Source organism: Pseudomonas sp. PS01301 (genome assembly GCF_029960215.1).
Classification (GTDB): Bacteria; Pseudomonadota; Gammaproteobacteria; order Pseudomonadales; family Pseudomonadaceae; genus Aquipseudomonas; species Aquipseudomonas coleopterorum.
The window spans coordinates 1-13,576 of sequence record NZ_JASCPM010000030.1; the positions used below are offsets into that span (position 1 = coordinate 1).

Genomic DNA, 13,576 nt, shown 5'->3' on the forward strand with positions numbered 1-13,576 from the left:
GAGCCCGCTCCCACAATGAATAGTGTCACATCCTCATGTGGGAGCGGGCTCTGCCCGCGAAGAGGCCGGACCTGCCACCATCACCCCTTGGCCGTCACCACCATCTTCTTGGCATGCGCCAGCGATTCCTTGGTCAAATCGATCCCGCCCAGCATCCGCGCCACTTCTTCCACGCGCTCGCCCTTGCCCAGGTTCGACACCGCCGTGCGCGTCTCGTCGCTGCCACGCACCTTGTGCACGAACAGGTGATGATGCCCTTGAGCCGCCACCTGTGGCAGGTGGGTCACGGTCAACACCTGGCCACGTTCGCCCAGGCGACGCAGCAACTGGCCGACGATTTCTGCGGTAGGCCCGCCGATGCCCACGTCCACTTCGTCGAACACCAGCGTCGGGACCCGCGAGGTCTGCGCCGTGATCACCTGGATCGCCAGACTGATCCGCGACAGCTCACCACCCGAAGCCACCTTGGCCAGGGGCTTCATGGGCTGGCCCGGGTTGGCGCTGACCAGTAGCTCGACCTGCTCCAGACCATTGGGATGCAAGTCCTCATGGGCGTTGGCGCGCAACTCGATAGTGAAGCGCCCGCCAGGCATGCCCAAACGCTGGATTTCCACTTCCACCGCCGAGGCCAGTTGCGCCGCTGCGTGGGTGCGCAAGCCGGTCAGCTCACGCGCTTTTTCCTGGTAGTGACGGGCATAGGCTGCCAGTTCCTCACCCAGTTGCTCGATCGATTCATCGCTGGCGTTCAAGCCTTCCAGCTCTTCGAGCAAGCGGTGTTGTAACGCCACCACTTCGGTCGGGTGTACGCGGTGTTTGCGCGCCAGGGTATAGATAGTGTCGAGGCGTTCCTCGATGTGCTGCAAACGCGCCGGGTCTGCTTCGAAGTGATCGAGAAAGCGATTGAGTTCGCCAACCGCTTCTTCCACCTGGATCTGCGCCGTGGCCAGCATCGAGGCGGCTTCGCCCAGTGCGTTCGGTGCATTGCTGACGCCGCCCAGGCGATTCAGGCTGGCGGTCAGCGCGCTGAGCACGTTGCCCGAATCGTTTTCACTGCAGTGGTCGATCACCTGGCGGCAGATACCGAACAGCGCTTCGGCGTTGGTCAGGTTCTTGTGTTCCTGCTCCAGTTGCTCCAGCTCGTTTTCACCCAGGCCGAGATTCTCCAGCTCTTCCAGCTGATAGCTGAGCAGTTGGTGGCGTGCGCGCTGCTCGTCGCCGGAATCCGACAGGCGTTCGAGTTCCTGGCGAGTCTGCCGCCATTTCTGAGCGGCCAGTTGCACTTGGCGAGCCAGGTCGCTGGCACCGGCATATTCGTCGAGCAGGCGGCGATGGGTATCGGTCTTGAGCAGCGACTGGTGCTCGTGCTGGCTGTGGATGTCGATCAGCAGCTCGCCCAGAGACTTGAGGTCGCCCAGCGGGCAGGGGGTGCCGTTGATGTAGCCGCGCGAACCGCCCTTGGCGGTGATCACCCGGCGCAGAATGCAGGGGCCGTCGGTTTCCAGGTCGCGCTCGGCCAGCCAGGCGCTGGCCTCGGGGATGTCGACCAGGTCGAACGTGGCCAGGATGTCGGCCTTGTCGGCGCCCGGACGAACCACGCCGCTGTCGGCGCGATCGCCCAGGGCCAAGCCCAGCGCGTCGAGCATGATCGATTTGCCGGCGCCAGTTTCGCCCGTGATCACGCTCATCCCACGCTCGAGTTCGAGGTCGAGATGTTCGACGATGGCATAGTTGTGTACGGACAGGTGCACCAGCATAAGACCGCCCCCAGGCATGAATGTCTGGTTATTTATACAGTGTTTTATACAGGGCTGACAATATTCGTCCTTAGCTCGTTTTCGCCTGATCCCGGGATTTTTTATTGCTGACCCGCAAAGCTCGTGTGTCGCCGCTTGTCGTCAGCCCTTGAAGCGCGGATTTGCGACCCCATATACCGGTCAGAAGCGCGAGTCGACCTCGCGGACGTAATCGAGAGGAGAGAACCAATGGCTGACGAACAGAACCTGGACGATCAGAATCTAGACGCTAATCAGGCTGCCGACGCCGGTGCCGAAGACCTCACTGCGCGCGTGCAATTGCTCGAAGAGCAGCTCGCCGCCGCCCAGGACCAGTCCCTGCGCGTAGCCGCCGACCTGCAGAATGTTCGCCGCCGCGCCGACCAGGACGTGGAAAAGGCGCACAAGTTTGCCCTCGAGAAGTTCGCCGGCGACCTGCTGCCTGTGCTCGACAGTCTGGAGCGCGGCATCGAGCTGTCCAGCCCCGATGACGAAAGCATCCGTCCGATGCGCGAAGGCATGGAGCTGACCCTGAAAATGTTCCAGGACACGCTCAAGCGTTACAACCTCGAAGCCATCGATCCGCACGGTCAGCCGTTCAACGCCGAGCATCATCAGGCCATGGCCATGCAGGAAAGCGCGGACGTCGAGCCCAACAGTGTGTTGAAAGTTTTCCAGAAGGGCTATCAGCTCAATGGACGCCTGCTGCGCCCGGCCATGGTCGTGGTCAGCAAGGCCGCCGCACCGGTTTCGCCTTCGATCGACGAGCAGGCTTGAAATCGGCCAAGTGGCCCCCATCTTAGTGTCAAGCGTTTAAGTGCTACCGCAGACAGCCACCACTGTCGCGGCAACCAAATCCAAAATTTTCGGGCCTTAGTGCCAGGAGAAGAAACATGGGCAAGATTATCGGTATCGACCTGGGGACCACCAACTCCTGCGTCTCCATTCTGGAAAACGGCAAGGCCAAGGTCATCGAGAACGCCGAAGGCGCTCGCACCACACCTTCGATCATCGCGTACGCCAACGACGGCGAAATTCTCGTCGGTCAGTCGGCCAAGCGTCAGGCGGTCACCAACCCGCACAACACCCTGTACGCGGTGAAGCGTCTGATCGGTCGTCGTTTCTCCGAAGACGTCGTGCAGAAAGACATCCAGATGGTGCCTTACAAGATTGTCGAAGCCGACAACAAGGACGCCTGGGTTGAAGTCAACGGCAACAAAATGGCTCCGCCACAGATCTCGGCTGAAATCTTGAAAAAGATGAAGAAGACCGCCGAAGACTACCTGGGCGAAGCGGTGACCGAAGCGGTCATCACCGTACCGGCCTACTTCAACGACAGCCAGCGTCAGGCCACCAAAGACGCCGGTCGTATTGCCGGTCTGGACGTCAAGCGCATCATCAACGAGCCGACTGCCGCTGCGCTGGCATACGGCATGGACAAGGCCAAGGGCGACCACACCGTCATCGTGTATGACCTGGGTGGCGGTACCTTCGACGTGTCCGTGATCGAAATCGCCGAAGTCGATGGCGAGCACCAGTTCGAAGTGTTGGCCACCAACGGCGACACCTTCCTGGGTGGTGAAGACTTCGACATCCGCCTGATCGACTACCTCGTCGACGAGTTCAAGAAAGAAAGCGGCATGAACCTCAAGGGTGATCCGCTGGCCATGCAGCGCCTGAAGGAAGCTGCGGAAAAAGCCAAGATCGAACTGTCCTCGAGCCAGTCGACCGACGTCAACCTGCCATACATCACTGCAGACGCGACCGGTCCCAAGCACTTGAACGTGAAGATCTCCCGCGCCAAGCTGGAATCGCTGGTCGAAGACCTGGTTCAACGCACCATCGAGCCTTGCCGCACCGCCATGAAAGACGCCGGTATCGACGTTGGCGCGATCAACGACGTGATCCTGGTCGGTGGTCAGACCCGTATGCCACTGGTACAGAAGCTGGTGACCGATTTCTTCGGTAAGGAAGCTCGCAAGGACGTCAACCCTGACGAAGCCGTTGCCATGGGTGCTGCCATCCAGGGTGCCGTTCTGGCCGGTGACGTGAAAGACGTGCTGCTGCTCGACGTCAGCCCGCTGACCCTGGGTATCGAAACCATGGGTGGCGTGATGACCGCGCTGATCGAGAAGAACACCACGATTCCTACCAAGAAATCGCAGGTATTCTCGACTGCCGACGACAACCAGGGCGCCGTGACCATCCATGTCCTGCAGGGTGAGCGCAAGCAAGCCGCGCAGAACAAGTCGCTGGGCAAGTTCGACCTGGCCGAGATTCCACCGGCTCCACGTGGCGTGCCGCAGATCGAAGTGACCTTCGACATCGATGCCAACGGCATCCTGCACGTCGGCGCGAAGGACAAGGCCACCGGCAAGACTCAGTCGATCGTGATCAAGGCCAACTCCGGTCTGTCCGAAGACGAAATTCAGCAGATGGTTCGTGACGCTGAAGTCAACGCCGAGGAAGACCGCAAGTTCGAAGAGCTGGCCGCTGCCCGCAACCAGGGTGATGCACTGGTGCACTCGACTCGCAAGATGGTCGCTGACGCAGGTGACAAGGTCACCGCCGACGAGAAGACTGCCATCGAAGCGGCCGTCGTGGCGCTGGAAACTGCGGTCAAGGGCGACGACAAGGCAGCGATCGATGCCAAGGTCGAAGAACTGTCCAAGGTCTCCGCTCCAGTGGCACAGAAGATGTACGCCGAACAGGCCGAGAAGCCTGAAGGCGCCGCTGCTCAACCAGCAGAAGAAGCCGGCAAGCACGACGACGTCGTCGATGCCGAATTCGAAGAAGTCAAAGACAACAAGTAATTCTTGTTGGTCGGCCGGTTGACTGTGCTCGCACGGTGACTGGTAGGATGTCGCCGCGCGGGGGCTTGCTCCCGCGTTGGCGTGTCTGGAATACACGAATTTTAACAACATGCGACAGCGATCGGATGTTGGCGGCGCGGTCAGCGGCGCCCCTGCGTGCTGGCTCCCAAAAGAGTAAAAAGACTTATGGCAAAGCGTGACTATTACGAGGTTCTGGGGGTGGAGCGAGGCTCCAGCGAAGCGGATCTGAAGAAGGCCTATCGCCGCCTCGCGATGAAGCATCACCCGGATCGCAACCCCGACAGCAAGGAATCCGAAGAAGCCTTCAAGGAGGCCAACGAGGCCTACGAAGTACTGTCCGACGCCAGCAAGCGCGCGGCATACGACCAGTACGGTCATGCCGGCGTCGACCCGAGCATGGGTGGCGGTGGTCAGGGCTTCGGCGGGCAAAATTTCTCCGACATCTTCGGCGATGTGTTCAGCGATTTCTTCGGTGGCGGCCGTGGCGGCAATGGCCGCGGTGGCGCCCAGCGTGGCAGCGACCTGCGCTACACGCTCGAGCTGAACCTGGAAGAAGCCGTACGCGGCACCACGGTCAGTATCCGTGTGCCGACGCTGGTCAACTGCAAGCCCTGCGACGGCAGTGGCGCGAAGAAGGGCTCGGCGCCGATCACCTGCCCAACCTGTGGCGGTATCGGCCAGGTGCGCATGCAGCAGGGCTTCTTCTCTGTGCAGCAGACCTGCCCGCGCTGCCATGGCCAGGGCAAGATCATCTCCGACCCGTGCGATTCGTGCCACGGCGAAGGCCGTGTCGAAGAGTACAAGACCCTCTCGGTCAAGGTGCCTTCGGGCGTCGACACCGGCGACCGCATTCGCCTCTCCGGCGAAGGCGAGGCGGGCATGCAGGGCGGTCCGACCGGCGATCTGTACGTGGTCATCAACGTGCGCGAGCACGCGATCTTCCAGCGCGACGGCAAGCACCTGTACTGCGAAGTGCCGATCAGCTTCACCGATGCGGCCCTGGGCGGCGAGCTGGAAGTGCCGACCCTCGACGGTCGGGTCAAGCTGAAGATTCCGGAAGGCACCCAGACCGGCAAGCAGTTCCGTCTGCGTGGCAAGGGCGTTGCGCCCGTGCGTGGCGGTGGTGCTGGCGACCTGATGTGCCGAGTGGCGGTGGAAACCCCCGTCAACCTCAACCGCCGTCAGCGTGAGTTGTTGGAAGAATTCCGCACTTCGCTGGAAGGCGACGAATCCCATTCGCCCAAGGCCAATGGTTGGTTCGAGGGTGTGAAGCGTTTCTTCGGCGACCTGTAAGGCATAAGGATTCGAGCATGCGACGTATAGCTGTGATGGGCGCCGCCGGGCGCATGGGCAAGACGCTGATCGAAGCGGTCCAGCTGGCGCCCGGCGCCGGTCTGACTGCTGCGATTGATCGGCCGGACAGCACGCTGGTCGGCGCCGATGCCGGTGAGCTGGCGGCGCTGGGTCGTATCGGCGTGCCGTTGTCGGGTGACGTGGCGAAGGTGGCGGAAGAATTCGATGTATTGATCGACTTCACTCACCCAACCGTGACCCTGAAAAACCTGGCGTTCTGCCGTAAGGCGGGCAAGGCCATGGTCATCGGCACGACGGGTTTCAGTCCCGAGGAGAAGGCGTTGCTGGCCGAGGCGGGCAAGGACATTCCGATCGTCTTCGCCGCCAACTTCAGCGTCGGCGTCAACCTGTGCCTGAAGCTGCTCGACACCGCTGCACGGGTGTTGGGTGACGATGTCGACATCGAGATCATGGAAGCCCATCATCGGCACAAGGTCGACGCCCCGTCGGGCACGGCCGTGCGCATGGGTGAAGTGGTTGCCAATGCCTTGGGTCGCGACCTCAAGCAAGTGGCGGTCTACGGCCGTGAAGGCCAGACCGGTGCGCGCGAGCGTCAGACCATCGGTTTCGCCACCGTGCGTGCCGGTGACGTGGTGGGTGACCACACCGTGCTGTTCGCCGCTGACGGCGAGCGCGTCGAGATCACCCACAAGGCCTCCAGCCGCATGACGTTCGCCAAGGGTGCGGTACGCGCCGCCCTCTGGCTCGACGGCCGTGCCCCAGGCTTCTACGACATGCAGGATGTGCTCGACCTGCATTGATCCAAATGTGCCCGGCTTGCTCCTCCCGTAGGAGCGGTCATCGGCCGCGAACCAGGCGCCGCAGTCTTGCTGAAACACTGCGGTGTCTGGTTCGCGGCCAATGACCGCTCCTACAGGGGCCTCAAGCATCTCCACTGTCTCCCGCGTTGCGCAAGTCGCATTTTCCCAACACGTCACCGCATTCGCGGTAGACCAAAACCCCTCTTTTCTGTAAGCTACAGCTTTAGTGTGTCCACTAAAAGCGCGCAGATAATTCGATGAAAAGAAGCGGGGTGACGTATCCATACGGCATTCCGCTTTTTTACAACCTGCGATCGCCCTTTCAGGCTTTATTTACGGGAGGTCTTCTTGACTAAGCCAGCCATACTCGCCCTTGCCGATGGCAGCATCTTTCGCGGCGAAGCCATTGGAGCCGACGGGCAAACCGTTGGTGAGGTGGTGTTCAACACCGCCATGACCGGCTATCAGGAAATCCTTACCGATCCTTCCTATGCCCAGCAAATCGTTACCCTGACCTACCCCCACATCGGCAACACCGGCACCACGCCCGAGGACGCCGAGTCCGATCGCGTCTGGTCCGCAGGCCTGGTGATCCGCGACCTGCCACTGGTTGCCAGCAACTGGCGCAACACGCTGTCCCTGGACGAATACCTGAAAGCCAACAATGTCGTCGCCATCGCCGGCATCGATACTCGCCGCCTGACCCGCATCCTGCGTGAGAAGGGCGCGCAGAACGGCTGCATCATGGCCGGTGACGACATCAGCGAAGAGGCCGCCATCGCCGCCGCTCGCGCCTTCCCTGGCCTCAAGGGCATGGACCTGGCCAAGGAAGTCAGCACCAAGGACACCTACCAGTGGCGTTCCAGTGTCTGGGACCTCAAGTCCGACAGCCACCCCGACGTGCCCAACAGTGAATTGCCGTATCACGTGGTTGCCTATGACTACGGCGTCAAGGTCAACATCCTGCGCATGCTCGTCGAGCGCGGCTGCCACCTGACCGTAGTACCTGCGCAAACCCCGGCCGCCGACGTGCTTGCGCTCAACCCCGATGGCGTGTTCCTGTCCAACGGCCCTGGCGATCCGGAGCCCTGCGACTACGCTATCCAGGCGATCAAGGAAGTGCTGCAGACCGAGATTCCGGTCTTCGGCATCTGCCTGGGTCACCAGCTGCTGGCCCTGGCCGCCGGCGCCAAGACCGTCAAGATGGGTCACGGCCACCACGGCGCCAACCACCCGGTGCAGGACGTCGACAGCGGCGTGGTGATGATCACCAGCCAGAACCATGGTTTCGCGGTAGACGAGGCGACGCTGCCGAGCAATGTGCGTGCGATCCACAAATCGCTGTTCGATGGCACCCTGCAGGGCATCGAGCTGACCGACAAGGCCGCCTTCAGCTTCCAGGGTCACCCTGAAGCCAGCCCTGGCCCCAACGACGTCTCGCCACTGTTCGACCGCTTCATCGAATCGATGGCCAAACGCCGCTGATTTCCTTTCGGACCCGTGTGTAACGCGCGCCCCGGCTGGCCCCGTCGAAGACGGACAGGCCGCCAGGGCGCCGCCCAATAAAGTCCAGGCGGGCAGCCGGCTGAACTGCGCAATTGAGTGAGAACCATGCCAAAACGTACAGACTTGAAAAGCATCCTGATTCTTGGTGCCGGCCCGATCGTCATCGGCCAGGCCTGCGAATTCGACTACTCCGGCGCCCAGGCCTGCAAGGCCCTGCGCGAAGAGGGTTACCGCGTCATCCTGGTCAACTCCAACCCGGCCACCATCATGACCGACCCGGACATGGCCGACGCCACCTACATCGAACCGATCAAATGGCAGACCGTGGCCAAGATCATCGAGAAGGAACGTCCGGACGCCGTGCTGCCGACCATGGGTGGCCAGACTGCCCTGAACTGTGCCCTGGACCTGGAGCGCGAAGGCGTGCTGGCCAAGTTCGGCGTGGAAATGATCGGTGCCAACGCCGACACCATCGACAAGGCCGAAGACCGTTCGCGCTTCGACAAGGCCATGAAATCCATCGGCCTGGCCTGCCCGCGCTCGGGCATCGCCCACAGCATGGAAGAAGCCAACGCAGTCCTCGAGAAGCTCGGCTTCCCATGCATCATTCGTCCTTCGTTCACCATGGGCGGCACCGGCGGCGGCATCGCCTACAACCGTGAAGAATTCGAGGAAATCTGCGCCCGCGGTCTGGACCTGTCGCCGACCAAGGAACTGCTGATCGACGAATCGCTGATCGGCTGGAAAGAGTACGAGATGGAAGTGGTCCGCGACAAAAAGGACAACTGCATCATCGTCTGCTCGATCGAGAACTTCGACCCGATGGGCGTGCACACCGGTGACTCGATCACCGTCGCACCGGCGCAGACCCTGACCGACAAGGAATACCAGATCCTGCGCAACGCCTCCCTGGCGGTCCTGCGCGAGATCGGCGTGGAAACCGGCGGTTCGAACGTGCAGTTCGGTATCTGCCCGAACACCGGCCGCATGGTCGTCATCGAGATGAACCCGCGCGTGTCGCGTTCCTCGGCGCTGGCTTCCAAGGCCACCGGTTTCCCGATCGCCAAGGTCGCGGCCAAGCTCGCCGTTGGTTACACCCTCGACGAACTGCAGAACGACATCACTGGCGGCAAGACCCCGGCGTCCTTCGAGCCGTCGATCGACTACGTCGTCACCAAGCTGCCACGCTTCGCCTTCGAGAAATTCCCCAAGGCCGACGCACGCCTGACCACCCAGATGAAATCCGTGGGTGAAGTCATGGCCATCGGCCGGACCTTCCAGGAATCCCTGCAGAAAGCCTTGCGCGGCCTGGAAGTGGGCGTCTGCGGCCTGGACCCGAAAGTCGACCTGAGCAGCCCTGAAGCCAGCGGCATCCTCAAGCGCGAACTGACCGTGCCGGGCGCCGAGCGCATCTGGTACGTCGCCGACGCCATGCGCGCCGGCATGAGCGTGGACGCCATCTTCGACCTGACCATGATCGACCGCTGGTTCCTGGTGCAGATGGAAGACCTGATCAAGGAAGAAGAGAAGGTCAAGACCCTGGGTCTGGCCGATATCGACAAGGCCTTGATGTTCCGCCTCAAGCGCAAGGGCTTCTCCGATCAGCGCCTGGCCAAGCTGCTGGGCATCACCGACAAGAACCTGCGTCGCCACCGCCACAAGCTGGAAATCTTCCCGGTCTACAAGCGCGTCGACACCTGCGCCGCCGAGTTCGCCACCGACACCGCCTACCTGTACTCCACGTACGAGGAAGAGTGCGAAGCCAACCCGTCGGACCGTGACAAGATCATGATCCTGGGCGGTGGTCCGAACCGTATCGGCCAGGGCATCGAGTTCGACTACTGCTGCGTTCACGCGGCCCTGGCCCTGCGCGCCGACGGGTACGAGACCATCATGGTCAACTGCAACCCGGAAACCGTCTCCACCGACTACGACACCTCCGACCGTCTGTACTTCGAGCCGTTGACGCTCGAAGACGTGCTGGAAGTGGTACGCGTCGAGAAGCCCAAGGGTGTCATCGTCCAGTACGGTGGCCAGACCCCGCTGAAACTGGCCCGCGCGCTGGAAGAAGCCGGCGTGCCGATCATCGGCACCAGCCCTGACGCCATCGACCGCGCCGAAGACCGCGAGCGCTTCCAGCAGATGGTCCAGCGCCTGAACCTGCTGCAGCCGCCGAACGCCACTGTGCGCAGCGAAGAAGAAGCCATTCGTGCTGCCGGCACCATCGGTTATCCGCTGGTCGTGCGTCCTTCCTACGTGCTGGGCGGCCGTGCTATGGAAATCGTCTACGAGCTGGACGAACTCAAGCGCTACCTGCGTGAAGCCGTGCAGGTTTCCAACGACAGCCCGGTGCTGCTCGACCACTTCCTCAACTGCGCCATCGAGATGGACGTGGACGCGGTGTGCGACGGGACCGATGTGGTCATCGGCGCGATCATGCAGCACATCGAGCAGGCCGGCGTTCACTCCGGTGACTCGGCGTGCTCGCTGCCACCGTACTCGCTGCCGGCTCACGTGCAGGACGAGGTGCGCGAGCAGGTCAAGAAGATGGCCTTGGAACTGGGCGTTATCGGCCTGATGAACGTGCAGTTGGCCCTGCAGGGCGACAAGATCTACGTGATCGAAGTCAACCCGCGTGCCTCGCGTACCGTGCCGTTCGTGTCCAAGTGCATCGGCACCTCGCTGGCGATGATCGCGGCGCGTGTCATGGCCGGCAAGACGCTCAAGGAAATCGGCTTCACTCAGGAAATCATTCCCAACTTCTACAGCGTCAAGGAAGCGGTGTTCCCGTTCGCCAAGTTCCCAGGCGTCGACCCGATCCTCGGCCCGGAAATGAAATCCACCGGTGAAGTGATGGGCGTCGGCGACACCTTCGGCGAAGCCTTCGCCAAGGCCCAGATGGGCGCCAGCGAAGTATTGCCAACCGGCGGCACCGCGTTCATCAGTGTTCGCGACGACGACAAGCCGCTGGTGGCAGGCGTCGCTCGCGACCTGATCGCCCTGGGCTTCGAAGTGGTCGCCACCGCAGGCACCGCGCGCGTCATCGAAGAAGCCGGGTTGAAAGTACGTCGCGTGAACAAGGTGACCGAAGGCCGTCCGCACGTGGTCGACATGATCAAGAACGACGAAGTCACCTTGATCATCAACACCACCGAAGGTCGTCAATCGATCGCCGATTCTTACTCGATCCGTCGCAACGCCTTGCAGCACAAGATCTACTGCACCACGACCATTGCCGCTGGCGAAGCGATCTGTGAAGCGCTGAAGTTCGGTCCGGAAAAGACCGTGCGCCGTTTGCAGGATCTCCACGCAGGACTCAACGCATGATCAAGTATCCAATGACCGTCCAGGGCCATCGCGCCCTGGAGCAAGAACACGAGTTTCTCAGCAAGACCGAGCGTCCGCGCTTGAGTCAGGCCATCGGTGAGGCGCGCGAACTGGGCGACCTCAAGGAAAACGCCGAATACCACGCCGCCCGCGAGGAGCAGGGCATGGTCGAGGCACGCATCCGCGACATCGAAGGCCGTTTGCAGAATGCTGTGGTGATCGACGTCACCACGATTCCGAAAACCGGCAAGGTGATCTTCGGCACGACCGTGGAAATCGCCAATGTCGAGACCGACGAGCGCGTGAAGTACAAGATCGTGGGTGAAGACGAGGCCGACATCAAGGGCGGCAAGCTGTCCCATGGCTCGCCCATCGCACGTGCCCTGATCGCCAAGGAAGAGGGCGATGTGGTTACCGTGAAGACGCCCGGTGGCGTGATCGAGTACGAGATTGTCGAAGTCGCCCACATTTGATCGGCCGCAGTCTCGGCAGGTAAGCGCCGTCATCTGGCAACTGACCCAGACGCTTTGGGTCGGTGGCCTGTGGATGCTGCATTTCGGTGTCCTGCCAGCGCTGGTAAAGGTAGGCCTCGCGCCGCTGCTGGTGGAAGACATCGGTAGCCAGACAGGCTCCATGCTGATGGGGTTCGCCGGTTCCTGCGCGGTGCTGCAACTGCTGTTGCTGGCACGATTGCAGGGTGCGGCGTGCCTTGTGCGCGACGCGCGCGGGCAGCTGTTGTGGGCGGTATTGGTGGCGTGCGCGGCGTACTTCGCCGTGGCCTGGATGCTGGCCGATGCAGTGCGCTGGCAGTTGTTGTGCTATCTGGTGGCGGGCGTTACCGGCCTGGTGCTGGTAGTGCAGCCGGTGCCCTCGAGGGCGCGCAGGGCGCGACCTTGAGGATCGGCATGAGCATCAGCGGAATCGATGCACGTTCGACAGCTGCTTGTTCACTTGCGGGTTCTTGCGGTAAACCAGTGCCATCTTGCCGATGACCTGGACCAGATCGGCACGGCCGACCTTGCACAGTTCGGCAACGGCTTGCAGGCGTTGTTCGCGGTCGAGGATGTTGAGTTTGATCTTGATCAGCTCGTGATCGCTCAAGGCGCGTTCGAATTCTGCTAAAACACCTTCAGTCAAACCGTTGTCGGCAACCATCAAAACCGGCTTGAGATGGTGACCAATCGATTTGTACTGTTTCTTCTGCTCCTGAGTGAGCGGCATAATCTGACCCTTCATCTGATCTTGTAAAAAGCGGCGGCCAGTTTACCCGAGCGCCCTCGGCTCCGCCCAGTTAATCACGACCCGTTATTCGAGGTGCCCCGTGGCCCGTTCCAAGACAAGCCTCAATTGGCTGAAAGAACACTTCAACGATCCCTACGTCAAGATGGCGCAGAAAGACGGGTATCGTTCGCGTGCAAGCTACAAGCTGCTGGAAATACAGGAACGCGACCGCCTGATCCGTCCCGGCATGAGCGTCATCGACCTGGGCGCAGCACCCGGCGGCTGGTCCCAGGTGACCAGTCGTCTGATTGGTGGCCAGGGTCGCCTAATTGCGTCCGACATCCTGGAAATGGACAGCATCCCCGATGTCACCTTCATTCAGGGCGATTTCACCGAAGACGCGGTGTTGGCGCAGATCCTGGCAGCCGTCGGCAATTCGGAAGTCGACCTTGTGATTTCCGATATGGCCCCCAATATGAGTGGACTGGCCGCAGTCGACATGCCTCGTGCGATGTTTCTCTGCGAGCTGGCGCTCGACCTGGCCAGCCGGGTCCTGCGTCCGGGCGGTGATTTCCTGATCAAGGTCTTCCAGGGTGAAGGCTTCGACGTGTATCACAAGACCGTTCGGCAGATGTTCGAGAAGGTACAGATGCGCAAGCCTTCCTCGTCCCGTGACCGCTCCCGCGAGCAGTACCTGCTGGCCCGCGGTTTCAAGGGTGTGGAAAAGCCGGACCAAGAGGTCTGAGGCTGTCGATAGCTTTTATTAAATGGCGCGGCATGCTGAGCATAAACGAAGATTACG

11 protein-coding genes are annotated in these 13,576 nt (G+C 61.6%); 9 read left to right on the forward strand and 2 right to left on the reverse strand.

The genetic code is table 11. The features are described from left to right. Positions 1-80 precede the first annotated feature (80 nt). On the reverse strand, positions 81-1,754 hold the full coding sequence (recN, locus tag QMX89_RS15635; protein WP_056845238.1) for a DNA repair protein RecN: 1,674 nt from the start codon (positions 1,752-1,754) through the stop codon (positions 81-83). 228 nt (positions 1,755-1,982) lie between these two features. Between recN and grpE the strand changes: the two genes are divergently transcribed. The 8 genes from grpE (at position 1,983) to QMX89_RS15675 (ending at position 12,450) form a co-directional block, all read left to right on the forward strand. Beyond that, positions 1,983-2,549, forward strand: coding sequence for a nucleotide exchange factor GrpE (grpE, locus tag QMX89_RS15640; protein ID WP_056845239.1), 567 nt, complete (start codon positions 1,983-1,985; stop codon positions 2,547-2,549). 62 nt (positions 2,550-2,611) lie between these two features. Continuing rightward, the gene (gene dnaK / locus QMX89_RS15645; RefSeq protein WP_269082545.1) at positions 2,612-4,585 is read left to right on the forward strand and encodes a molecular chaperone DnaK; all 1,974 of its coding nucleotides are present in this window, start codon (positions 2,612-2,614) and stop codon (positions 4,583-4,585) included. 186 nt (positions 4,586-4,771) lie between these two features. Then, positions 4,772-5,899 carry a molecular chaperone DnaJ gene (gene dnaJ / locus QMX89_RS15650; protein WP_049858660.1) on the forward strand — a complete coding sequence of 376 codons (1,128 nt, stop codon included), beginning with the start codon at positions 4,772-4,774 and terminating at the stop codon, positions 5,897-5,899. Between the two features lie 17 nt (positions 5,900-5,916). Beyond that, the gene (dapB, locus tag QMX89_RS15655; protein WP_056845240.1) at positions 5,917-6,720 is read left to right on the forward strand and encodes a 4-hydroxy-tetrahydrodipicolinate reductase; all 804 of its coding nucleotides are present in this window, start codon (positions 5,917-5,919) and stop codon (positions 6,718-6,720) included. 348 nt (positions 6,721-7,068) lie between these two features. Then, positions 7,069-8,205 (forward strand): glutamine-hydrolyzing carbamoyl-phosphate synthase small subunit, encoded by a 1,137-nt coding sequence (carA, locus tag QMX89_RS15660; RefSeq protein ID WP_122743197.1) that lies wholly within the window; start codon positions 7,069-7,071, stop codon positions 8,203-8,205. A gap of 126 nt (positions 8,206-8,331) precedes the next feature. Beyond that, on the forward strand, positions 8,332-11,553 hold the full coding sequence (gene carB / locus QMX89_RS15665) for a carbamoyl-phosphate synthase large subunit (protein ID WP_049858663.1): 3,222 nt from the start codon (positions 8,332-8,334) through the stop codon (positions 11,551-11,553). After that, positions 11,550-12,026 (forward strand): transcription elongation factor GreA, encoded by a 477-nt coding sequence (gene greA, locus QMX89_RS15670; protein WP_043190787.1) that lies wholly within the window; start codon positions 11,550-11,552, stop codon positions 12,024-12,026. The genes carB and greA overlap by 4 nt, the downstream gene beginning before the upstream one ends. A 73-nt stretch (positions 12,027-12,099) precedes the next feature. Then, positions 12,100-12,450, forward strand: a complete 351-nt coding sequence (locus QMX89_RS15675; RefSeq protein WP_282348916.1) for an MFS transporter — start codon at positions 12,100-12,102, stop codon at positions 12,448-12,450. A 15-nt stretch (positions 12,451-12,465) separates the two neighbouring features. On the opposite strand, the gene QMX89_RS15680 is transcribed toward QMX89_RS15675, so the two are convergent. Next, positions 12,466-12,774, reverse strand: coding sequence for a YhbY family RNA-binding protein (locus tag QMX89_RS15680; protein ID WP_049858703.1), 309 nt, complete (start codon positions 12,772-12,774; stop codon positions 12,466-12,468). A gap of 100 nt (positions 12,775-12,874) precedes the next feature. On the opposite strand from QMX89_RS15680, the gene rlmE reads away from it, so the two are divergent. Next, a complete protein-coding gene (gene rlmE, locus QMX89_RS15685; protein WP_049858665.1) occupies positions 12,875-13,519 on the forward strand; it encodes a 23S rRNA (uridine(2552)-2'-O)-methyltransferase RlmE in 645 nt (214 codons plus the stop codon). Positions 13,520-13,576 lie beyond the last annotated feature (57 nt).

Coding starts and splice junctions, on each gene's coding strand:
- recN (WP_056845238.1), bottom strand. CDS start 1,754: ATGCTGGTGCACCTGTCCGTACACAACTATGCCATCGTCGAACATCTC.
- grpE (WP_056845239.1), top strand. CDS start 1,983: ATGGCTGACGAACAGAACCTGGACGATCAGAATCTAGACGCTAATCAG.
- dnaJ (WP_049858660.1), top strand. CDS start 4,772: ATGGCAAAGCGTGACTATTACGAGGTTCTGGGGGTGGAGCGAGGCTCC.
- dapB (WP_056845240.1), top strand. CDS start 5,917: ATGCGACGTATAGCTGTGATGGGCGCCGCCGGGCGCATGGGCAAGACG.
- carB (WP_049858663.1), top strand. CDS start 8,332: ATGCCAAAACGTACAGACTTGAAAAGCATCCTGATTCTTGGTGCCGGC.
- greA (WP_043190787.1), top strand. CDS start 11,550: ATGATCAAGTATCCAATGACCGTCCAGGGCCATCGCGCCCTGGAGCAA.
- QMX89_RS15675 (WP_282348916.1), top strand. CDS start 12,100: ATGCTGCATTTCGGTGTCCTGCCAGCGCTGGTAAAGGTAGGCCTCGCG.
- QMX89_RS15680 (WP_049858703.1), bottom strand. CDS start 12,774: ATGCCGCTCACTCAGGAGCAGAAGAAACAGTACAAATCGATTGGTCAC.